Raw genomic sequence first — 19478 nt, forward strand, 5'->3', positions numbered from 1 at the left:
CGGGCGCCCCCCCCCCCCCCCGGGCCCCCCCCGCCGTGATGGCCTCCGGCGTGGTGCTCAGCAAGCGCTGGGCCCCGCCCGCAGGACTGCTCGCCGTCACCGGCTGGCAGCTCGTCGCCGGCGGACTGCTGCTCCTGCCCGTCGCCCTGCTCGCCGAGGGCCCGCCGCCCGCCGACCTCACCGCCCGCAACCTCGGCGGGTACGCCTACCTCGGGATCATCGGCGCCGCCGTGGCCTACACCCTGTGGTTCCGCGGCATCAGTGCCCTCTCCCCCACCCAGGTCACCTTCCTCGGACTGCTGAGCCCGCTGGTCGCCACCGCCCTCGGATGGCTGGTGCTCGGCCAGGGACTCACCGCCCTGCAACTGCTCGGCGCCCTGCTCGCGATCGGCTCGGTCGTCCTCGCCCAACTGCGCCACCGGCCCACCGCACCAACGGCCGCGCCGGCCGCCGCGCCGACCGCAGAACAGGCCCTCCGACCCGCCGAGTTCACCGGCAGCCGCACCGACGACTGACCGCCCCCGGCTTCGGCTGCGCCCCGGGCGGCTACCATCCCGCGAAGAAGATCACCTACGCCACCTGGAGGCCCCGTGGCTCCCCCGCCGCTCACCGGCCGGCTCGTCCGCCTGCGCGAACTCCGCGAGGAGGACCTCGACCGGCTCGTCACCTGGTGGAACGACCCGGCCACCGCCGTCCGCCAGGTCACCGGCCCGGTCCACCCACGGCCCGGCGCCGAGATCGCCGCCATGTTCCGCTCGTGGAGCCAGAACACCGGTTGCAACGTCGGCCTCACCGTCGTCACCCTCGACGGCGACGAGACCGTCGGCCACGTCACGCTCTACGGCGCCGACCCCAAGGACCGCTGCGCCACCCTCGCCGTCATCGTCGGCGCACCCCACCAGGGCCGCGGCCTCGGCACCGACGCCGTCCGCACCCTGCTCGACTACGGCTTCGCCGAACTCGGCCTGCACCGCATCGAACTGACCGTCCTCGGCGACAACCTGCCCGCCCTCGCCGCCTACCGCAAGGCCGGCTTCACCGAGGAGGGCCGCCGCCGCGAGGCCGTCTTCCGGCACGGCCGCTGGCAGGACCACGTCCAGATGGGCGTCCTCGCCCACGAGCACCTCGCCACCGAACGGACCCACACAGCCGGGTGACGGGCCGGTCCCGCCGGCCGCCCCCCACCCGCCCCGGGGGAATCCGCGTGAAGCCGCCGGACGCCCTCGCTACGGTGGGAGGCATGATCGACAACGCTGCCGAGACCCTTGCCTGGGCGCTCATCGGCTGGGACACCGACGATGCCGCGGCCCACGTCACCGACGACCTCACGCGGGACGAGATCCTGAGCGTCCGGGACTTCTTCCCCGGCCGTGAGGACGACCTGCTGGCGACCGCCGTGTACGTGGTGCCGCCCGAGCTGTACGAGGCGATGCGGGCAGCCGTCCCCCGCCTCGAGTTCCGCGCGGGGCTGGAGTACCAACTCGGCGGCCACCTCAAGGCGTAGCCGGTCCGCGGGCGCGGCTCAGCCGCGGCGGAGGTGCTCGGCGAGGGCGTCGAGGGTGCGCCGCCAGGCGTCGGTGGCGGACTTCTCGTCGAAGGTGTCGGGGCGTTCGTCGTTGAAGAAGCCGTGGCCCACGCCCTGGTAGGTGACCTGTTCGTGGCGGACGCCGGCCGCGTGCAGGTGCTCGCCGACGCGGTGCCACTCGTCGAGGGACATCACGAAGTCGTCGGCGCCGAAGAAGCCCAGCAGGAAGCCGGTGTTCTTCGCGATCGCGGCACTGTCGGCAACCGGGGGACGGGGCTCGGCCAGCGGGATGCCGCCGTCGAGCAGCCAGCCGCCGTAGTAGCTGACGACCAGGTCGAACGGCAGCGCCGTGGCGCCGAGGACGGCGATGTGCCCGCCCAGGCTGAAGCCGAGCATCGCGGTACCGCCCTGCCCGCCGAACTCCCGGACGGTGGACCGGGCGGCCGTCAGGTCGGCGAGCACCTCGTCCCGGCGCAGTGCGGTCATCAGCCGGCGGCCCTCGGCGCGGCCCGCCTCGTCGTGGCCGAAGCCGGCGCGCCGGGCGTTGCGCCAGTAGAAGTCGGGTGCCAGGACGGCGTACCCGGCCGCGGCGAGCCGTTCGCAGACCGCCTTCAGGTGGCCGGTGACGCCGAAGAACTCCCCGGCCACCACCACCGATCCGCGGGCCGGCCGCCCGTCCGGCAGGACGAGCAGCCCCTCCGGGCCACCGCCCTCGCCCTCGCCGAGCGGGATCCACCGTGCTGTCGTCGTGCTGTCCGCCATCGCTCCCCCTTCGTGGTCGATCGGAGTCTAACCCGTACCGCGGAGTGGAATTGACGGATGATCAGTCGAAGGAACGTGCGGCTCAGGCCGGGGTGTGGCGGACGGTGCACAGGCCCCAGATGACGACGGTGCAGGCGGCGATCACGACGAGGGACCAGAGCGGGTAGTACGGGATCGACAGGAAGTTGGCGACGATCACCAGACAGGCGACGGCCACACCGGCGATCCGGGCCCACAGGGCGAGCCGGAAGAGGGCCAGGCCGATCAGGATCGCCAGCACCCCCAGGACGAGGTAGATCCAGCCCCAGCTCGTCAGCGTGAACCGGAAGGTGTACTTCGGGACGATCACGAACACCGGGTCGCCGGCCAGCGCCATGACGGCGCGCAGCAGGTTGAGCACACCGGAGACGAGCAGCAGGACGGCGGCGACGGCCACCACGCCGCTCGCCGCGTTGTCGGTGTCGCGTCGGCCGTTCACTGCTTCTGCCATGGGTGCGCCTCGATTCCGTACCGGTCGGTCTCCTCGACGACCGGACCGTGTCGATCCTCGCCCCGATCCCTGCCCGCCGCAGCGCCCGGACGTGCGGCGACACGCCGGTACTCACCCCTCCGGCGGGGTGTGCGTGGCAGCCGGGGCGGCGCGGGCCGAGGATGAGGGCAATGTCTGTCCGCAGGAGATCGGAGCCGGTGATGGCGAGCCTGACCGTGTGGCGTTTTCCCACCCCGGAGGGGGCGCAGGACGCCCTGGAGGTCCTGAAGGACCTGCAGCACCAGGGGTTGATCGTCGTCCAGGACGGTGCGGTGGTGAGCTGGCCCGAGGACAAGAAGAAGCCCAAGACGAAGCAGTTGAGCAACCTGACCGGGCTGGGCGCGATCGGCGGCACCTTCTGGGGCCTGCTGCTCGGCATGATCTTCTTCGTGCCGCTGCTCGGCATGGCGGTGGGCGCCGCGACCGGCGCCGTCTCCGGTCACTTCACGCACGTCGGGATCGACGACGAGTTCATCCAGGAGGTGCGCGACAAGGTGACCCCCGGCACCTCGGCGCTGTTCCTGCTCACCTCGCACGCCGTGCTGGACAAGGTGGCCCCCGCCTTCCAGGGGCAGCACGCGGAGCTCATCCAGACAAACCTGTCCGACGAGCAGGAGAAGGTGCTGCGGGAGACCTTCGCCGAGGACGAGTGACTCCCCCGCACGATCAGCCGGCCGCACCGGCCGGGTGCGGGAGTCGTCTTCAAGGGCGCTCGGATGGGCATTCGGGGCACGTGGGGGCACCTCGATCGACCACCCGAGCGCCCTCTGGGTCCTAGGTACCCGGGCCTCCGGCGGTGAGCGCGGTCAGGGCGTCGGCGTGGGCGGCGCCGGATTCGGCGGCGATCTCGGCGAGGGTCTGCTCCGGCCGGATCGTGGCGAACCGGACGGGGCCGCCCGCGGTGCTGAAGCCGTGCACGGCGGGCCTGGCCAGGCTGTTGTAGGCCCACGGGGCGGAGGTGTAGTAGCCGCCGGTGTCGTGCAGCACGACCAGGTCGCCCGGCTCGATGCGGGGCAGGGCGCGGCCGCGGGCCACCACGTCCCCGGAGAAGCAGCAGGGCCCGGCGACGTCCTGGATCTCTTCGGGGCCCTCGCGCCGGGTGCCGTCCGGCCGGTGCACGCCCACCCGGAGCGGCCAGGCCTCGGGCATGAACACCGTCCGGGTCGCGAGGTGGGCGCCGGCGTGGGTGAGCGCGATGCGGCGGCCGCCGACCTCCTTGGTGTACTCGACGCGGGCCGCGGTGAAGCCGTTCTTCGCGACCACCGACCGGCCGAACTCGGTGACCAGGGCGTAGCGGCCGGCGAACAGGGCGGGGACGGCGGCCCGCAGGTGGGCCGCGTACGCGGCGAACGTCGGCCGCACCTCGTCGTCGTCGAAGTTGACGGGCAGTCCGCCGCCGAGGTCGAGCGAGTCGACCTGCCGGCGGCCGGCCCGGCGGTTGATCTCCTCGGCGAGCTCCCAGGTGGCGCGGACGCCGGACGCGATGAGGTCGAGCGAGCAGCCCTGCGAGCCGACGTGGACGTGCAGCCGGCTGAGCCAGGGGTACCGGCCGAAGGCGTCGAGCACCCGTTCGCGGGCGCCCGGGTCGCGCAGCGGCACCCCGAACTTGGACTGCGCGGAGGCGGTGCTCATCGCCCCGATCGTGCCCGTGCCCACCTGCGGGTTGACCCGCAGCCCGAGCACGGAGCCGCTGCGGCCGAGGGCCGGCAGGGCGGCGATCCGTTCCAGTTCCTGGAGGTTGTCGGCGTTGACGGCGATGCCGAGGTCCACGGCCCGGGCGAGTTCGGCGGCGGTCTTGGCCGGGGAGTCCAGCACGATCCGGTCGGCCGGGACGCCGGCCGCGCGGGCGAGCGCGAGTTCGCCGGGGCTGGCCGCCTCGCAGCCCATGCCGGCGTCGGCGACCAGCCGCAGCACGGGCACCAGGGCGGCCGCCTTGGCCGCGAAGGTGTGCAGCACCGGCACGTCCGGGCCGAAGGCGGCGTGCAGGCCGGCGACCGTCCGGCGCACCCCGTCGACGTCCAGGAACCCCGCCGCGGCGTGCCGGGCGCCGACCAGGCCGGCGGTGGTCGCCGCCCGGACGACGCGGTCGCGCCTGCCGGCGTCGATCCACTGCCGCCGGTCGTGCTCGGGTGTGCTCTCCACCGTGCCGTGCTCCTCGCCCTCGCCGCCTCGCGGGCCCGCCGCCGCCCTGTGGCATGCGGCCCCGTCGCATCCAGCATCGGGACACCTCGGCCGTTCGGCACGGATCTGCCGGGAAACGTCACCCGGGTCGCCCCGGGTCGCCCCGGCCCCGCGCCCTCCCGGCTGGGCCGGCGCGGGACCGGGGCCCGGGGTCAGGGACGGACGTACGGCCTGGTCATGATCTCCATGTTGTGGCCGTCCGGGTCCTCGAAGTAGGCGCCGCGGCCGCCGAACCAGTCGTTGGTACGGCCGGGCGCGGTGTGGCTGGGATCGGCGTAGTAGGTCACCGCGGCGGCCTCCAGGCGGTCGATCATGGCCTGGAACTCCTCGTCGGGGACGAGGAACGCGTAGTGCTGTGACTGGATCGGCTCGTCGCGCTTCTCGTAGTAGTCGAGGGTGACGCCGTTGCCGAGGTCGACCGGCAGGAAGGGCCCGAACGGGGCGCCGACCTCCAGGCCGAGGATGCCGGCGAGGAACGCGGCGGACACCCGCCGGTCCCGGGCGTAGACGGCGGTGTGGTTGAGCTGGACGGTGGTGACGGAAGACATGGCTGGTCCTTCTCTCCGGGTCGTGGAACGCGGCGCACGGCGATGTGCTCGCAGCGGTGCGCTCGCAGGGGCACTGCGACGACGTGGAGAGAACGGCGGGGCCCTGCCCCGCCTCGTGCTCAAGCCGAGGCCGGGTGCCCGTTCCGTGTGTGGCCCATGGCCGACCCGGCAGTCACCCGACCGACCCTAGCGGCCGCCCGCCGACCGGGCAACGCCCTTCCGGCGGTGGGCGGACGGTCCGCGTTTCACACCGCGACCCACCGCCCGCACTCCGTAGACTCCGGGCATGACCGGTGCGTCGGACGGAGCGTTGAAGGGCAGGGTCGCCCTGGTCGCGGGGGCGACCCGGGGCGCGGGGCGCGGCATCGCGGTGGGACTCGGTGCGGCGGGCGCCACGGTGTACGTGACCGGCCGCAGCACCCGCGCGCAGCGGTCCGAGTACGACCGCCCCGAGACCGTCGAGGACACCGCCGACCTGGTGACCGCGGCGGGCGGGCACGGCATCGCCGTCCCCACCGACCACCTGGTGCCCGCGCAGGTCCGCAGCCTGGTGGACCGCATCGACGCCGAACAGGGCCGGCTCGACGTCCTGGTGAACGACGTCTGGGGCGGCGAGAACCTCTTCCAGTGGGACACCCCGGTGTGGGAGCACGACCTGGACAACGGGCTGCGACTGCTGCGCCTCGCGGTGGAGACCCATGCGATCACCAGCCACCACGCGCTGCCCCTGCTGCTGCGTCACCCCGGCGGCCTCGTCGTCGAAGTGACCGACGGCACCGCCGAGTACAACCGCGACACCTACCGGGTCTCGTTCTTCTACGACCTCGCCAAGACCTCGGTGCTGCGGATGGGCTTCGCGCTCGGCGAGGAGCTCGGACCGCGCGGCGCGACCGCGGTCGCGCTGACGCCGGGCTGGATGCGCTCGGAGATCATGCTCGGCCACTTCGGGGTGACGGAGGAGAACTGGCGCGACGCCCTCCGGGTCGAGCCGCACTTCTGCATCTCGGAGACCCCGTTCTTCGTCGGCCGGGCCGTCGCCGCGCTGGCCGCCGACCCGGAGGTGGCCCGCTGGAACGGCCGGTCCCTCTCCAGCGGCGGCCTCGCCCAGGTCTACGGCTTCACCGACCGCGACGGCAGCCGGCCCGACGCCTGGCGCTACATGGTGGAGGTCCAGGACCCGGGCCGCCCCGCCGACGCCACCGGATACCGCTGAGCTTCCGTACGCCCGGTGACCGGTGGCGTCACCCGGTGACCGTTGGCATCGCCCGGCCACGGAGTCTGGCCGGGTCGGGCGGCGGTGTCAAAGGACAGCCGTGGGCCGGGACTTGGACTTTTGTCGCTGGTGGGCCGGGTTTCGGGGAGCTCTGCGGACGGCTGCGGCGCGACCCTTGACACCCCTGTCGGCGCGCTGCCACGGTGTGCTCGAAGCTGCTTTCAAACAAGCCCCAATGAGCATCTTCGAGCATGAGTGCGCTCGGCGGCGCCGTGGGTGGGCCCCGGCGCCGACCCCCACCGATCCCCCCCACCACCGTGCACCGCCACGGAAGGAGCCTCCGTGCCCACACCCCTGCGCAGCATCCTCACGGCCGGGCTGGCCGCTGCCGCCCTGGCACTGGCCGGCGCCGGCGCACCGACGGCCGCGGCCGACCCCGCCCCCGTCCCCGCCCCCGCCCCCGCCGGAACCACCTACACCGTCTCGGTCGGCGCACCGGCGACGTACGGCCACCCCACCGACACCCCGGCGGCGCCGTACATCGACAAGGACGGCACCTTCTGGTTCCAGCAGTCCGCCGCGCTGTACGGTGCGAACGACCCGCGCTACTGGGACTTCTTCACCGGCACCGACTTCGACACCGCCACCCGCTCGTCGGCCGTCAGCAACGCCGTGAACCCGGCCAACTCCGACGACCGGAACAACGACACCACCTGGCGGTGCAACAACAGCCCGACGGGCCGGACGGCGACGGCCGCGGCCGGCTCCGGCAGCTACGCGCACAAGAACTACTGCGACCTCGCGGGCGTCTGGGTCGACCCGGACACCGGCGACTGGTACGGGCTGGTGCACAACGAGTTCACCCCTCAACCGTTCGGCGACGGCCTGCACTTCGACGCCATCGACTACGCCGTCTCCACCGACCGGGGGAGCACCTGGACGATCCGGGACCACGTCATCACCTCGCCGTACAGCACCGCCCGCGGCGACACCACGGCCTTCCCCCACCAGACGTACTCCTACGGCGACGGCGACCAGCGGCTGTTCGTCGACACCGCCTCCGGGTACTTCTACGTCTTCTACGGCTCGCGCGTGGTCGACAAGTCCGGTGGCTGGAAGGCCTTCTACGAGCACGCGGCGCGCGCCCCGCTCTCCGGCAAAATGGCGCCCGGCAGTTGGCAGAAGTGGTACGACGGCGCCTGGTCGCAGCCCGGGGTGGGCGGCCGGGAGAGCAACATGGTGCCCGTCGGCCCGTCCAGCACCACGGGGTACACCCCGGTGACGGGCGAGTACGACCCGGCGAACACCGGCACCGCGGCCCAGCAGATCGCCGCCGGGACGATGCCCGCGACCTCGCCGCTGTTCGTCATGGACGTCACCTGGAACGCCCACCTCGGCCTCTACATCGGCGAGCCGCAGGCCGTCGACCAGAGCGGCAACGCACCGCAGCAGTTCTACGCCACCGCCGACCTCGCCACCCAGAAGTGGTTCCTGCTCGGCGACACCGGCAGCTACCGCACCGCGTCCTGGTACCGCTGGTTCCTCGACGGCGCCAACCGCACCAGCTCCACGATCACCGGCCGGACCTTCCGCTCGTACTGCGCGTTCGGCTGCTCCGGCGGGGCCTCCGGCCAGTACGTGGACGTCACCGTCGGCGCCTCGGCCGCCCCCGCGCCGCCCGTCGACCCGTCCAGGACCTACCGGATCGCCGGCGCCAACGGCCGGGTCCTCGCCCAGGTCTCCGGCGGCTCGGCGACCACCTCGCTGGCCTCCGCCACCGGCTCCGCCCTGGAGTCGTGGACCTTCGCCGCCAACGGCGACGGCTCCTACCGGATCGCCAACGGCTCCACCGGCCGGCTGCTCGGCGTGAACTCCGGCGCCGTCGCCGGCCGGGCCTGGGGCGCGCTGCCCACCGTCACCGCCGCCCCCGCGAACGGGCCCACCGTCGGCCAGCAGTGGTGGGTGATCCCGGGCGCCACCGCCTCCGGCACGGCCACCGGCACCGTCAAGCTGGTCAACCGCTACAGCGGCCTCGTCCTCGGCCTGACCCCGGCGGCCGGCCGGCTCGCCGAGACCGCGCCCGTCCGCAGCTGGACGGACACCGGCGGCAGCGGCGTCGGCGGCGGGCGCAGCGCGGACGAGCAGGCACTGACGCTGACGGCCGTCGGCGCGGCGGCCGAGACCGTCACCGTCACCGGCCCGGGCGACCAGTCCACCAAGGTGAACACCGCGGTCTCGCTGCAGCTCACCGGCAGCGACTCCGCGAACAAGGCGCTCGCCTTCTCGGCGACCGGCCTGCCCGCCGGCCTGTCGATCGGCGCGGGCGGTCTGATCACCGGGACGCCCACGGCCACCGGATCGTCGACGGTGACGGTCACCGCCTCCTCCGGGACGGCCACCGGCTCGACCACCTTCACCTGGGCCGTCAACCCGGCACTCGCGGGCAGCCACACGCTGACCGCCTCCGGCAAGGCGCTCGACGACCCGAACCACTCGACCGCCGCCGGTACCCAGTTGGTGACCTGGGCACCGAACGGCGGCCCGAACCAGACCTGGGTCTTCACCGCGCAGGCGGACGGCAGCTACCAGATCACCAACGGCGAGTCGAACCTCTGCATGGACGTCAGCGGCGGCTCGACCACGGCCGGCGCCCAGGTCATCCAGTGGACCTGCACCGGCGGCAGCAACCAGCGCTGGGTGGTGACCGCCGTGAGCGGCGGCTACCGGATCAGTTCGCAGAAGAGCGGCCTGCTGCTCACCACCGCCTCCACCGCGGACGGCGCGGCGGTGACCCAGCAGGCGGACACCGGCTCGGCGCTGCAGCGCTGGACGGTCGGCTGACCGAACGGTCCGCAGGGCCCCGCGGGGAGGTCGACCGCGGGGCCCTCCCGGTGTCTGCGGCCGAGCACCGCCGTTGCCCGGGGCGGTGCGGGCGGCGCGGGCGGCGCGGGCGGGAGTCTGCTGTGAGAGGGTCGAAGACATGGGCGAGTCCTGGGTCTTCGACGACGGCACCGCTCCGGCGACGGTCGAGGCGGCGCTCGACCTGCTGCGCGGTCGGATCGCCGCGGGACGGTTGGAGACCTGGCTGGCCGCCTCCTCCGGCCGGTCGCTGGGCGTCGTCAGCAACGGCGAGCGCGCGATGGTGCTGCTACTCGATCCCGAGGGCGACCCGGGCGGGCACGCCGTGGATCCGCTGGCCGCCGGCCGCAGCACCGGTTTCGTCCTGACGAACGGTCAGCACGACGAGTACCCCGACACGGAGACCGTGCCGCTCCCGGAGGGCCTGCGGATCGTCGGCCACGTGCTGGCCACCGGTGTCCCGCCGGTCGACGCGGACTGGTCCGACGACCGCTGAACGGCGCAGCGGGCCGCCGGGCGGCTCAGTGGCGGGGGATGCCGAGGGTGGTCAGCAGGTCCTCGTGCAGCTGGAACCAGACGGCGTGGTACGAGTCGGTGCTCTCGGTGACGGCGCCCTGCTCGCCCGCGTGGGCGCGGCCGAGCGCGCCGGCCAACCGCTCCCGGTAGCGGGCGAAGCGGTGCAGGACGGCCGACAGCTCGGCGCAGACCTCGGCGGCCCGGCGGTCGAGGTCGGTCAGCCGGGTCAGCACGAGGGTGTCGTAGGTGGTGTCGGCGTGGTCGTTGAGGGCCATCGCGCCGTCGACCGGGCGGGTCTGCCAGGCCGTGCAGAGGTCGAGGAGTTCCGGGTTGAGGACGAGGAAGCGCTCGTAGACCTCGGAGACGGGCTCCCGGGCCGCGGAGGCCGCGAGTTCGGCCGCGATCCGTTCGGCGTCGGCGGCGCGGCCGGCCTCGGTCAGGCCCCAGCCGCCGAAGGGGCCGGAGATCCGGGTGACCAGCCCGGCCACCGCCAGGTCGAACAGCTCGGACTCCACGTCGGCCTCGGGGAGGCCGACGGCCTCGGCCGCCCGGGCGAGTTCGGCGAATCCGGTGCAGCGCAGGGTGTGGAGAACCAGCAGGTCGGGGCTGGTGCGGTGGGGCAGCTCGGGCACGCCCGTATGCTACAGCGGTGAGGTGGATCCACCCGCTGTCGGCGGACCTCGGGGAGCCGGCGGACGTCCTCGGCGGCAAGGCGCACGGCCTGGTGGCGCTGCTGCGGCTGGGGCTGCCGGTGCCACCGGGCTTCGTGATCGGCACCGCGGCCTGCCGGGCCTTCCTGCGGGACGGGCGGCTGCCGGACGGCCTGACCGAGGAGCTCGCCGCCGCGGTCACCGCGCTGGAGACCGCCACCGGCCGGCGGTGCGGCGGGCGGCGGTTCGACGGGCGGCGGCCGCTGCTGGTGGCCGTCCGCTCGGGCGCCGCCGTCCCGATGCCCGGCATGATGGCGACCGTGCTCGACGTCGGCCTGACCGGCGGGGCCGCCGAGGCGCTGATCGCCGAGACGGGTGAACCGGAGTTCGTCCGCGACTCCCGGCTGCGCCTGCTCACCGGACTCGTCGCCGCCGCCACGGGCCGGCCCGCCGACCCCACGGGCTCCGGGGGCTCCGACGGGGAGCGACTCGCGGCGGCCACGGAGGCGGTGCGCCGGCACCTCGGCGAGCCGGTGCTCGACGACGCGCGGGAGCAGTTGGCGCAGTCCGTCGCCGCCGTGTTCCGGTCCTGGGACTCACCGCGGGCACGCACCTATCGCGCGCTGAACGGCATTCCGGACGGGCTCGGCACCGCCGTCACCGTGCAGGCGATGGTGTTCGGCAACCGCGGGCGGCACAGCGGCACCGGGGTGGCGTTCAGCCGGGACCCGGCCACCGGCGAACCGGTGCCCCGCGGCGACGTCCTGTTCGGCCGTCAGGGCGAGGACGTCGTCTCCGGCGGCGCCGCCGTCCGCCCGCTCGCCGACCTCGCCGCGCAGGAGCCGCAGGTCATGGCCGGCCTGCTGGAGGCACTGGAGCTCGGTGAGCGGCGCTGCCGCGACGCCTGCTACCTGGAGTTCACCTTCGAGGCCGGCCGGTTGTGGCTGCTGCAGCTGCGGGCCGGCCGGTTCGCCGGCGCGGCCGGCGCGAGGGTGGCGGTCGACCTCGCCGACCGCGGGGTGATCTCCCGGGACGAGGCGCTGCGCCGGGTCGCCCCCGGCCGGCTGCGGGACGCCGGCACCCCGCGGATCGCGCTCGCCGACGACACGGACCTCCTCGTCCGCGGCCTCGGTGCCTCGCCCGGGGTGGCGGGTGGCCGGGTGGCGCTGACGGCCGACGCGGCCGTCCGGATGGCTGCGGACGGGCCGGTCGTGCTGGTGCGGCCGCAGACCTCTCCGCTGGACCTGCACGGCCTGGCCGCCGCCGCGGGCGTGCTGACGGCGCTCGGCGGGCCGGCGAGCCATGCGGCGGTCGTCGCCCGGTCGATGGGCCGGCCGGCGGTGGTCGGCGCGGCGGGCCTGGCGGTGGACGTCGCGGGCGGCTGTCTGCGGGTCGGCGGCCGGACGGTGCCGGAGGGCGCGGTCGTCACCCTCGACGGCGGCCTGGGCCTGGCCGTCCTCGGCTCGCCGCCGGTCGCGGCGGCCGCGGACGACCCGTACCTGCGCCGCTTCCTCGCCTGGGCCGACGAGGCCGCCCGCGGGTCCTGAGGGCCCGGGCCGCGGACGGACCGGGCCCGGCCGCAACTGCGGCCGGGCCCGGGTGCAAGGAGACGTCCGCGACGGAGGTCGACTCAGGGGCTCCTATGAGGCATCCGTACGCTTCGGGCCGGTCAGGGGCCGGTCTGGATCGCGGTGTCGTCGATCACGAAGCTCGTCTGCAGCGAGGAGTCCTCGACGCCGTTGAACTTCACGGTGACCGACTGGCCCGCGTACGAGGACAGGTCGACCGTCTTCTGGCCGTACCCGGTGTTCTTGTTGAGGTTGGACCAGGTGGCCACCGTGGTGCCGTTGACCGTGACGGTCAGCTTGTCGTAGGCGGTGGTGGTGCTGGTCTCCGCCGTGTCGATGTGCAGCCAGTAGCTGAGCGTGGCCTTGCAGCCGGCCGGGATGCTGACGGTCTGTGCGGCGCTGTCCGTGTGGGAGGAGCCGTAGCCGTTCAGCCAGGCCTTCCAGGAGCCGGAGTGGGCGGCCTGGGAGGCGCTGTTGTCGACGACTCCGCTGGTGGTCGTCCAGGGGGCGGCGGTGCCGGTCTCGAAGCCGGCGTTGCCGAGCAGCTGGGCCGGGACGCAGCTGATGCTGCCGGAGACCGTCCAGGTGAAGGCGGTGGAGCCGGTCTTGTTGGCGGCGTCCTTGGCGGTGACGGTCACGTTGTAGGTGCCGGCCGCGGTGGCGGTGCCGGTGATCCTGCCGGAGCTGCTGATCGACAGGCCGGTCGGCAGGCCGGTGGCGCTGAAGGTGAGCGGGGCGGTGCCTCCGGAGGCCGCGATCTGCAGGTCGGCGGTGCCGTTCAGCGCGGTGGTCTGGTTGCCGGGGTTGGTCACCGTGACGGTGCCGCTGCCGGCGGGCTTGGTGAGCAGGCAGCCCGCGACGTTGAGGTCGATGGCCCGCCCGGCGCCGAGGCAGGTGGTGAACCAGTAGGTCTCTTCGCCGTAGCTCTGGCCCTTGGTGGCGGTGGTGGTGCCGTCGGCGGCCACCTCGCACGGGTTGTTGAGGGTGCACATCGCGCCGTCGTCGTTGCCGGTGTTGTTGATGCCGACGACCTTCTTGGAGGCGGCGTCGACGATCGGCGAACCGGAGGTGCCGTGCGTGGTGTTGCAGCCGGCGCTGTAGCGGAGCGAGTCGTGCCAGGTCCACTCGTCCTCGCGCAGGGTCGGGACGAACCCGTTGATGGAGCAGTTCCAGGTCTGCTTCCAGTACGAGGACGGGATGAACATCGCCGAGCCGTCGACCGGGTGGGTGTCGCTGATGGTCAGCGCGGTGACGCCGTACTTGCTGAGGATCGACGAGAAGGTGTCGGTCAGCTGGTACAGCGCCACGTCGGTGCCGGTCATGGTGGCGTACAGCACCTTGTCGGCCGAGACGGTGCCGAGCGAGGAGCCGGACGGGCTGAGCAGGGTGCCGCTGCGGCTGGCGGTCTGGTTCTGGATCACCACGCCCGAGGCGGGCATGGTCGGCAGGCAGTGGCCGTTGGTGAGCATCATCGCCCGGTCGGTGTCGACCGATGCGGGGTACCGGACGAGCGAGGCGGAACAGTTGCTCAGCGCGATGGTGGCCGTCAGATCGCCCGCCTGGACGGCGTGCGCGGGCACGGCCGCCGCGGTCACCGTGCCTGCGGCGATCGCGACCGCGCCTATTCCGGCGGCGAGTCCCTTGAACATGGGGTCTCCTTGTGGGGGATGTGCCGACGCGCGACCGGTTGCGCACGCGGGCCGCACGAAACTGCCATGCCCGCTTCAAGAGGGTCAACCACCCCGGCGGAAAAGGCCGTTCACCGACGGCACCCGGCTGCGGCCGAACCGCGTGAAGTGGCCACGGCCAAATCCGGACGACTCCCTCCCAGCCCCCGCAAGCGGACGCCTCCCGCCGCGGCACGCACCGGCGGGCCGGCGCCGGCGCACCGGACTTCGCCCTGCTCCGTGCGGGCGGCCGGTCGCGCAGAGGTCCAGACCCTGCCGTGCGCGACAAGATTGACCGGAAATCGATCACGCGGTCGGAACCTGCCGACCCTCGCCCGGCGGCACGGAGCACGGCCCGACCGATGAAAGGATCGGGGCATGGTCGAACGAGTCATTGCAGCCTGCGACGGTGCCGCCAAGGGCAATCCCGGCCCGGCCGGATGGGCCTGGGTCCTGGCGGACGCCGCGGGCGCCCCGCAGCGCTGGCAGTCCGGTGCGCTGGGCCGGAGCACCAACAACATCGGCGAACTCACCGCGCTGGAGCGGCTGCTGGCCGCCACGGACCCGGCGGTGCCGCTGGAGGTGCGGCTGGACAGCACCTACACCCGGGACGCGGTCACCAAGTGGCTGCCGGGCTGGAAGCGCAACGGCTGGCGGACGGCCTCGGGCTCGCCGGTCGCCAACCAGGAGCTGATCCAGCGGATCGACGCGCTGCTGGCGGACCGCGAGGTCTCCTTCGTCCACGTCGCCGCGCACCGGGTCGACGGCGACCCGCTCAACGCGATCGCCGACAAGGCGGCCAGCGACGCCGCCCGCACCCAGCAGGGCGGCGACGGCACCGCCGAGGACCTACCGGTGCCCGACCCGGTCGCCGAACGGCCGGCCCGCCCGGCCCGCCGCCCCCGCGCCTCCCGCCCGGCCTCCGGTGCTACCGGCGCCTCCGGTGCGGCCGCGTCGTCCGACGGGGCCCGGCGGACCCTCGCCGCCCGCTTCCCCGGCACCTGCCCGTGCGGGCGCGGGTACGGCAAGGGCGAGCGGATCACCCGGGTCGGCGAGAGCTGGGGGCACCCGGACTGCGCGTGACGGCCGCCGACCTCGGCGTGTACGGCGTCCGGGGCCCCGGTGTGTTCGGCGTCCGGGGCCCCGGTGTGTTCGGCGTCCGGGCCCCGGCCCCGGGCGCGGCGTAGCATCGGGAGCATCGGGACCAGCAGGGGCGGAGAGTCCGATGAGCAGCAATCCCGCACAGCACCGGCCGGCCGACGTGACGGACCCGGAGTGGTCCGCCCTCGATGCCTCGCCTCCCCACCACCGTGAGTCCGCCGCGCGCCGGCAGGCCACGGCCCAGTACGGCGGCGACGACGACCTGATGGGTCCGTCGTCCGCCGTGTACCCGCACCCGCCGACCAAGGACGACGAGCCGGACTGAGTGGCGCCGCAGCGCCCCGCCCCGTCCGGTCGGGGGTCGCGCCGAGGCGCGCCCGGACGGCGGGGAATCCGCAGGTGGGTGGCCCGGTGCGGCCCGGCCGCAGGGCGTCACCGATCATGGATGCGTTCCTGTGCGGTGGGTGGAGAGGTGTCCGGGTGTATTCGTGGCGGCGGTGTCTCGTCGAGGCCGGAGTGGCCGGAGTGAACGGTTCCGGAGCGGACGGTGCCGGAGCGGCCGGCGCCGGGCAGGACGGCTCCGGGGCGGTCGGTGCCGCGCTGGCCCGGGACTACGGGGAGGCCGCCCGGTTCCTGCGCCGTCGCGAGCCCGCGCTGTTCGCCGCGGTGCGGCTGCTCGGTGTCGCGGCGTACCAGCCGCACGCCGTCGCCGGCTACGCGTTCGCCTGCTACACCGACGACCTGTGCGACCAGGGGGCGCCGCAGGTCCGGGCCGAGCGGTTCGCGCACTGGCGGGACCAGGTCGGTGCGGCGCTGGCCGGTGAGGAGTGCGGACAGCCGCTGGCACGGGCCTTCGCGCACTCGGTGCGGCTGCGCGGGCTCCCCCGGCACTGGATCGAGGACTACCTCGCCGGTGCGCGGGCCGACCTGGACTTCACCGGTTTCGCGACCGAGGCCGACTACCAGGCGTACGTCGACCGGCTGTCGTGGCCGTTCACCATGCTGACCGCCGGGCTGGTGCACGTCGGCGGCGGGGACGAGCGCTACGCCGCGGCCGGCCGGGCGCTCGCCGACGCGTGGCAGCGGCTGGACTTCCTGATCGACCTGGCCGAGGACCTGCGCGGGGGCCGGCTGTACCTGCCCGAACAGAGCCTCGCCGACCACGGGGTGACCCGGGAGGACCTGGCGGCCGGGCGCCGCACGGACGGCGTCGAGCACCTGGTGGCGGACCTCGCGGACCTGGCCGAGAAGGCGCTGCTGCAGGCGGACGCGATCCTGGAGGTGCCCGCGGAGTACCGCCCGCTGAGTCGGATGGCGCTGCGGCTGGCCCGCCGGCGGCTGGCGGCGGTCCGCCGGGCCGGCGCGGGCGTCGCCGAGGGCCCCGTCCGCGACTCCGCCACGGGCCGGCTGGCCCTGCTGGCCGCGGCCCGCCGCCCGGACGCCCGCGAGCTGGAGCACGACCGCCTGGCCCACTGAGCCCGCTCCCGGCCCTGCGGGCGGGCCGCGCGCCGGAACGGCCACGTCCGCCCTTCCGCGCGTCGAGCCCCCACCCCCGCGGCGTCAGCGGCAGCGCAGCGGAGGGGCCCTGACCAGGACGTTGGTGAGCAGCCGGGCCGGGCCGCGCGCGGGAACGGCCACGTCCGCCGTTCCGTGCGCGCGGCCCCGCCGCGTCGAGCCCCGCCCCTGCCCCGCCCGCGCCGCGTCAGCGGCCGCGCAGCGGAACGGCCTTGACCAGCGTGTTCAGGACGTGGTCCGCGGTGTCCCGCGGCGGGTCCTCCATCAGGTGGGTGAGCAGCCGGGCGAGCGAGGCCAGCAGGCCGGGCCGGGACATGACCTGGCCGTTGAGGATCGGCCGGTAGCCGAAGCGGCTGAACACCAGGTCGCCGGCAGTGTTGCCGAGCCGGTAGTACCGGCCCCAGCGGCGCCGGATCTCGGCGGGGTAGCGCTGCAGTGCCTGGTCGCGGCGGGGCCCGTCGGGTCGGGTGAGCGCGAGGACGACGGCCTCGGCGGCGACCTCGGCGGCCTCCATGGCCTGGGCGATGCCCTCGCCGCTCCAGGGGCTGATCATCCCGGCGCTGTCGCCGACCAGCAGCAGGCCGCGGCTGTACTGGGGGTGGCGGTTGAAGCCCATCGGCAGGGCGGCGCTGCGCAGCGGCGAGTCGGCGTTCTGCTCGTTGAGGCCCCAGTGGCGGGGCAGCCGGGCGAGCCACTGGTCGAGGGTGGCGCGGAGGTCGATGGTGCCGTGGTCGCGGTGCGGGAGCGCGCCGAGGCCGACGTTGACCCGTCCGTCGCCGAGCGGGAAGATCCAGCCGTAGCCGGGCAGGTCGCGGCCGGTGCGGGCGCAGCGCAGGTCGGCCCAGAGCTCCAGGTACTCGTCCTTGGAGAGTTCGGGGCTGCGGTAGTAGCGGCGGGCGGCGGTGGCGAGGGCGCGCCGGGGGTCGCGTTCCAGGCCCATGGCGATGGCGGTGCGGGCGGAGGCGCCCTCGGCGGCGACGACCAGTGGTGCGCGGTAGGTGACGGGTCTGCCGTCCGGTCCGGTGGCGGTGACGCCGGTGATCCGTCCGGCGCGGTCGGTGACCGGGCCGGTGGCCTTGACGCCGAGCCGGAGCCGGGCGCCGGAGGCCTCGGCGTGCCGGGCGAGGATGTCGTCGAAGTCGTGGCGGCTGCGGGTGAGGCCGAAGTCTGGGTAGCGGCCGAGGTCGGGCCAGTCGATGGTGACCTGGCGGCCTGCGCAGACCCAGCGCATGCCGCGGGAGCGCATCCAGCCGGGGCCGTCGATGTCGACGCCCATCCGCAGGAGCTGGTGGACGCCGCGGGGGGTCAGGCCGTCGCCGCAGACCTTGTCGCGCGGGAAGCGGCTCTTCTCCAGCAGCAGGACGTCGACGCCGGCGCGGGCGAGGTGGACGGCGGTGGACGCGCCGGCGGGGCCGGCGCCCACCACGATGACCTGGGCCTCCTCGCCGTCGGGCGGTTCGTGGGCGTCGGGGGTGTCGGGCGACGTGCGGGGCTCGGGGGCCCCGGCGGCGGTCGCGGGGTCGGGGGTCTGCGGTGTCGGCGGGTTCTGCGCCGGTGGCCTCACGGTCTCCTCCTGAGTGCGCCTGTGCACCGTGCGAATGCCTGATCCCTACCCACCGGGGGCGCCACGCCGTCGGCTGTGATCCTCACCACACGATCGTGGCACGGCGGCGGGGGTGCGGGGCGGCAGGCGCGGCCGGTCGACGGCGGGCCGCGCCCCGGCGGCGGCACCCGTCCGCGGGTCGGACGGGCGGCCCGCGCGCCGCCCGCGGAGGCCCGGGCGCGCGCCACGCCGACCCGGGTGGACCACCGCGACCCAGGACGTCTACATTCTCGTAGACGTGCGGGCGGTGGCCCGCCCGCAGGGTCGAGATCCGGGAAGGGTCCCACGTGAGCGTGATCACCGTCGGTCAAGCCGTCGTCCTCGGCGTGGTGGAGGGAGTGACGGAGTTCCTGCCGATCTCCTCCACCGGCCACCTGAAGATCACCGAGGGCCTGATGGGCATCCCGGTCGACGACACGTCGGTGGTCGGCTTCACCGCCGTCATCCAGGTCGGCGCGATCGCGGCCGTGCTGCTCTACTTCCTCAAGGACATCACCCGGATCGTCGGCGCCTGGGGCCGCGGCCTGATGAACAAGGAGGAGCGGTACCACCACGACTACAAGTTCGCGTGGTGGGTGATCTACGCGACCATCCCGATCGTGGTCGTCGGCCTCGCCGCCAAGCCGCTGATCGAGGGCCCGCTCGCCTCCCTGTGGGTGGTCGCCGGCTCGCTGATCGTCGGCAGCGGCGTCATGTGGGCGGCCGACCAGATGAGCCGGCTCAAGCGCGGCGAGGACGACACCGGCCTCAAGGACGCCATGATCGTCGGCTCCGCCCAGATCCTCGCCCTGCTCTTCCCGGGCTTCTCCCGCTCCGGCGCCACCATGTCGGCCGGTCTGATGCTCGACCTGGAGCGGGTCGCCGCCACCCGGCTCTCCTTCTTCCTCGGCATCCCGGCCCTCACCGGCGCCGGCCTGTACGAGCTCAAGGACGCCCTCGGCGCCGGCGTGGACCCGCTGCCGCTGATCGTCGGCACGGCGGTCTCCTTCATCGTCGCGTACGCCTCGATCGCCTGGCTGCTGAAGTACGTCGCCAAGCACTCCTTCAACGCCTTCGTGGCCTACCGGATCGTCGTCGGCGTGCTGCTGCTCGGCCTGCTCGGCACCGGCGTCCTGAACGCCTGATCCGCACCGCCGCAACGGGCGGCCGCCCACCACCCGGGCGGGCGCCCGCGCCGTGTCCGCACCGGGTGCGGGCCGCACCCATCCCGGCCGCAGCACCTCCCTCCGGCCCCCCCGGCG

General features: G+C 74.4%; 19 protein-coding genes. 12 read left to right on the forward strand and 7 right to left on the reverse strand.

The annotated features are described in order from the left end of the window. The 3 genes from ABD353_RS27030 to ABD353_RS27040 form a co-directional block, all read left to right on the forward strand. Positions 1–515: DMT family transporter (locus ABD353_RS27030; RefSeq protein WP_344626284.1), on the forward strand; the 515-nt coding region annotated here is incomplete at its 5' end. A gap of 75 nt (positions 516–590) precedes the next feature. Further along, the gene (locus ABD353_RS27035) at positions 591–1157 is read left to right on the forward strand and encodes a GNAT family N-acetyltransferase (RefSeq protein WP_344626285.1); all 567 of its coding nucleotides are present in this window, start codon (positions 591–593) and stop codon (positions 1155–1157) included. Between the two features lie 83 nt (positions 1158–1240). Beyond that, positions 1241–1504, forward strand: coding sequence for a hypothetical protein (locus ABD353_RS27040; protein WP_344626286.1), 264 nt, complete (start codon positions 1241–1243; stop codon positions 1502–1504). A gap of 18 nt (positions 1505–1522) precedes the next feature. Here ABD353_RS27040 and ABD353_RS27045 read toward each other — a convergent pair whose 3' ends face one another. Then, positions 1523–2287 carry a dienelactone hydrolase family protein gene (locus ABD353_RS27045; protein WP_344626287.1) on the reverse strand — a complete coding sequence of 255 codons (765 nt, stop codon included), beginning with the start codon at positions 2285–2287 and terminating at the stop codon, positions 1523–1525. Positions 2288–2369: 82 nt separating this feature from the next. Then, entirely contained in the window at positions 2370–2777 is a 408-nt protein-coding gene (locus ABD353_RS27050) for a DUF7144 family membrane protein (RefSeq protein ID WP_344626288.1), read from the reverse strand. Between the two features lie 200 nt (positions 2778–2977). Here ABD353_RS27050 and ABD353_RS27055 point away from each other — a divergent pair, with 200 nt between their 5' ends. Further along, positions 2978–3469 carry a DUF1269 domain-containing protein gene (locus tag ABD353_RS27055; RefSeq protein ID WP_344626289.1) on the forward strand — a complete coding sequence of 164 codons (492 nt, stop codon included), beginning with the start codon at positions 2978–2980 and terminating at the stop codon, positions 3467–3469. 121 nt (positions 3470–3590) lie between these two features. Here the strand turns inward: ABD353_RS27055 and ABD353_RS27060 are convergent, their stop codons facing one another. Both ABD353_RS27060 and ABD353_RS27065 read right to left on the reverse strand, forming a co-directional pair. Next, positions 3591–4958, reverse strand: coding sequence for a type III PLP-dependent enzyme domain-containing protein (locus ABD353_RS27060; protein ID WP_425555257.1), 1368 nt, complete (start codon positions 4956–4958; stop codon positions 3591–3593). Positions 4959–5149: 191 nt separating this feature from the next. Beyond that, positions 5150–5545, reverse strand: coding sequence for a VOC family protein (locus tag ABD353_RS27065; RefSeq protein WP_344626290.1), 396 nt, complete (start codon positions 5543–5545; stop codon positions 5150–5152). A gap of 286 nt (positions 5546–5831) precedes the next feature. Between ABD353_RS27065 and ABD353_RS27070 the strand changes: the two genes are divergently transcribed. The 3 genes from ABD353_RS27070 (at position 5832) to ABD353_RS27080 (ending at position 10113) form a co-directional block, all read left to right on the forward strand. Beyond that, on the forward strand, positions 5832–6758 hold the full coding sequence (locus tag ABD353_RS27070; protein ID WP_344626291.1) for an SDR family oxidoreductase: 927 nt from the start codon (positions 5832–5834) through the stop codon (positions 6756–6758). 342 nt (positions 6759–7100) lie between these two features. Beyond that, a complete protein-coding gene (locus ABD353_RS27075; RefSeq protein ID WP_344626292.1) occupies positions 7101–9599 on the forward strand; it encodes an RICIN domain-containing protein in 2499 nt (832 codons plus the stop codon). 139 nt (positions 9600–9738) lie between these two features. Beyond that, positions 9739–10113, forward strand: a complete 375-nt coding sequence (locus ABD353_RS27080) for a hypothetical protein (protein WP_344626293.1) — start codon at positions 9739–9741, stop codon at positions 10111–10113. Positions 10114–10138: 25 nt separating this feature from the next. Here the strand turns inward: ABD353_RS27080 and ABD353_RS27085 are convergent, their stop codons facing one another. Further along, positions 10139–10765 (reverse strand): transcriptional regulator, encoded by a 627-nt coding sequence (locus tag ABD353_RS27085; RefSeq protein WP_344626294.1) that lies wholly within the window; start codon positions 10763–10765, stop codon positions 10139–10141. A 17-nt stretch (positions 10766–10782) separates the two neighbouring features. Between ABD353_RS27085 and ABD353_RS27090 the strand changes: the two genes are divergently transcribed. After that, the gene (locus tag ABD353_RS27090; RefSeq protein ID WP_344626295.1) at positions 10783–12330 is read left to right on the forward strand and encodes a PEP/pyruvate-binding domain-containing protein; all 1548 of its coding nucleotides are present in this window, start codon (positions 10783–10785) and stop codon (positions 12328–12330) included. 122 nt (positions 12331–12452) lie between these two features. Here the strand turns inward: ABD353_RS27090 and ABD353_RS40545 are convergent, their stop codons facing one another. Beyond that, a complete protein-coding gene (locus tag ABD353_RS40545; RefSeq protein WP_425555258.1) occupies positions 12453–14000 on the reverse strand; it encodes a putative Ig domain-containing protein in 1548 nt (515 codons plus the stop codon). Positions 14001–14396: 396 nt separating this feature from the next. Between ABD353_RS40545 and ABD353_RS27105 the strand changes: the two genes are divergently transcribed. From ABD353_RS27105 to ABD353_RS27115, 3 genes are all read left to right on the forward strand, one after another. Then, a complete protein-coding gene (locus ABD353_RS27105) occupies positions 14397–15101 on the forward strand; it encodes a ribonuclease H family protein (RefSeq protein ID WP_344626296.1) in 705 nt (234 codons plus the stop codon). A 142-nt stretch (positions 15102–15243) separates the two neighbouring features. Then, positions 15244–15444, forward strand: a complete 201-nt coding sequence (locus tag ABD353_RS27110) for a hypothetical protein (protein ID WP_344626297.1) — start codon at positions 15244–15246, stop codon at positions 15442–15444. 200 nt (positions 15445–15644) lie between these two features. Beyond that, a complete protein-coding gene (locus ABD353_RS27115; protein WP_344626298.1) occupies positions 15645–16595 on the forward strand; it encodes a squalene/phytoene synthase family protein in 951 nt (316 codons plus the stop codon). 226 nt (positions 16596–16821) lie between these two features. Here ABD353_RS27115 and ABD353_RS27120 read toward each other — a convergent pair whose 3' ends face one another. Next, complete coding sequence (locus ABD353_RS27120) at positions 16822–18198, reverse strand: geranylgeranyl reductase family protein (RefSeq protein ID WP_425555259.1); 1377 nt, start codon at positions 18196–18198, stop codon at positions 16822–16824. Positions 18199–18524: 326 nt separating this feature from the next. Between ABD353_RS27120 and ABD353_RS27125 the strand changes: the two genes are divergently transcribed. Then, positions 18525–19361, forward strand: coding sequence for an undecaprenyl-diphosphate phosphatase (locus tag ABD353_RS27125; RefSeq protein ID WP_344626299.1), 837 nt, complete (start codon positions 18525–18527; stop codon positions 19359–19361). Positions 19362–19478: the final 117 nt, after the last annotated feature.

This window comes from Kitasatospora arboriphila (assembly GCF_039528095.1).
GTDB lineage: Bacteria > Actinomycetota > Actinomycetes > Streptomycetales > Streptomycetaceae > Kitasatospora > Kitasatospora arboriphila.

What these genes read in the sequence shown, in the direction of transcription:
- ABD353_RS27040 (WP_344626286.1), top strand. Translation starts at nt 1,241, where the DNA reads ATGATCGACAACGCTGCCGAGACCCTTGCCTGGGCGCTCATCGGCTGG.
- ABD353_RS27045 (WP_344626287.1), bottom strand. Translation starts at nt 2,287, where the DNA reads ATGGCGGACAGCACGACGACAGCACGGTGGATCCCGCTCGGCGAGGGC.
- ABD353_RS27050 (WP_344626288.1), bottom strand. Translation starts at nt 2,777, where the DNA reads ATGGCAGAAGCAGTGAACGGCCGACGCGACACCGACAACGCGGCGAGC.
- ABD353_RS27055 (WP_344626289.1), top strand. Translation starts at nt 2,978, where the DNA reads ATGGCGAGCCTGACCGTGTGGCGTTTTCCCACCCCGGAGGGGGCGCAG.
- ABD353_RS27065 (WP_344626290.1), bottom strand. Translation starts at nt 5,545, where the DNA reads ATGTCTTCCGTCACCACCGTCCAGCTCAACCACACCGCCGTCTACGCC.
- ABD353_RS27070 (WP_344626291.1), top strand. Translation starts at nt 5,832, where the DNA reads ATGACCGGTGCGTCGGACGGAGCGTTGAAGGGCAGGGTCGCCCTGGTC.
- ABD353_RS27080 (WP_344626293.1), top strand. Translation starts at nt 9,739, where the DNA reads ATGGGCGAGTCCTGGGTCTTCGACGACGGCACCGCTCCGGCGACGGTC.
- ABD353_RS40545 (WP_425555258.1), bottom strand. Translation starts at nt 14,000, where the DNA reads ATGTTCAAGGGACTCGCCGCCGGAATAGGCGCGGTCGCGATCGCCGCA.
- ABD353_RS27105 (WP_344626296.1), top strand. Translation starts at nt 14,397, where the DNA reads ATGGTCGAACGAGTCATTGCAGCCTGCGACGGTGCCGCCAAGGGCAAT.
- ABD353_RS27110 (WP_344626297.1), top strand. Translation starts at nt 15,244, where the DNA reads ATGAGCAGCAATCCCGCACAGCACCGGCCGGCCGACGTGACGGACCCG.